Origin of the sequence: Bradyrhizobium sp. INPA03-11B (assembly GCF_040446015.1) — a bacterium.
GTDB classification, from domain to species: domain Bacteria; phylum Pseudomonadota; class Alphaproteobacteria; order Rhizobiales; family Xanthobacteraceae; genus Bradyrhizobium; species Bradyrhizobium macuxiense_A.
In genome coordinates this window covers 1-1,214 of sequence record NZ_JASGSR010000266.1, presented here as the reverse complement: position 1 = coordinate 1,214, position 1,214 = coordinate 1, and the positions used below count along the sequence as shown (strand labels likewise).

Below are 1,214 nucleotides of genomic sequence, written 5' to 3'. Positions count from 1 at the left end.
AACCCTCCCCCGCAAGGGTAGGGGAATCGCATATGGCGGCGGAGGGGTGTTGCCAAGCTGTTGGAACTGGATTCTTTGGGTGTCTCTCGATGCCCAAGGGAGACCAGAATGCGCCAACTCAAACGCTTGCTTCGACCGGTCAAGGATCCTCGCGCCAGCAACGTCCGGCACGATCTGGTAGAGATCATCGTCATCGCGCTGGCGGCGACGCTGGCCGGCGCCAAAACATGCACCGAGTTCGAGTTCTTCGGCAAAGGCCGGGAGGAACTGTTGCGGCGGTTCCTGGAGCTCAGATGCGGCATCCCCAGCCACGACACGTTCAGCAACGTCTTTCGTGCTCTGGACCCGAAGGGGCTGGAAGCGGTCTTGCGCAAGTTTAGCAAAGGCTTCGGCGTCAAGGGCGTAGTCAGCATCGATGGCAAGGCGTTGCGTGGAGCCTTCACGCGTGGTCGGCAGGCTACGCCGCTGCACATGGTCAATGTCTGGGCGGCAGGCACGCGGATGGCATTGGCTCAAAGGAAGGCCCCCAATCGCAACGAAGTCGTCGGCGTTCTCGAAGTCCTCGCCCTGCTCGATCTGGACGGCGCTGTTGTCACCGCCGACGCCTTGCATTGCCGGCCCGATGTCGCGCAGGCCATCCGTGACCGGAAGGGCCATTACGTTCTGGCCATCAAGAGCAATCGCGGCCGGCTCTTTCAGGCCGCCAAGGCGCTGCTCGACACCGCCCGGAAGCCAGCGCGGGCGAGCCAGCGAAGAACCGCGGCTCACGATCGCGTCGAGCGCCGACAGGCTATCGTCGTGCCGGCACCTCAATTGGCGAAGCAATACGGCTTCCCTGCTATCGCCGCCGTCGGTCGCATCGACAGCTGGCGCGCCAGTGCCGGCAAGCCTGCCAAGCAGACGGTCCGATACTTTCTGGCTTCGCGCCTGCCGTCGGCCAAGAAACTGCTCGACGTCGTGCGCGCACACTGGGCCATCGAGAACAACCTACACTGGGTCCTCGACGTTCTATTCGACGAGGACGCCTGTCGCAGCCGCAAGGATCACGCTCCAGAGAACCTCGCCGTCATCCGCAAGCTTGCCATCAATGCCTTGCAAGCCACACCAGGCCCCGCGCGGACCAGCCACAAAATGCTCCAGGCCAGATGGAATAACGACTTCCTTCTCTCTGTCCTCGCCCATATGCGATAGCCCTACCCGCAAGGGGGGAGGGA

1 protein-coding gene is annotated in these 1,214 nt (G+C 63.0%); it reads left to right on the top strand.

Annotated elements, in window-relative coordinates:
- The first annotated feature begins 108 nt into the window (after window positions 1-108).
- Window positions 109-1,191, top strand: coding sequence for an ISAs1 family transposase (locus QMZ05_RS40840; RefSeq protein WP_353705890.1), 1,083 nt, complete (start codon window positions 109-111; stop codon window positions 1,189-1,191).
- Window positions 1,192-1,214: the final 23 nt, after the last annotated feature.

What these genes read in the sequence shown, in the direction of transcription:
- QMZ05_RS40840 (WP_353705890.1), top strand. Translation starts at nt 109, where the DNA reads ATGCGCCAACTCAAACGCTTGCTTCGACCGGTCAAGGATCCTCGCGCC.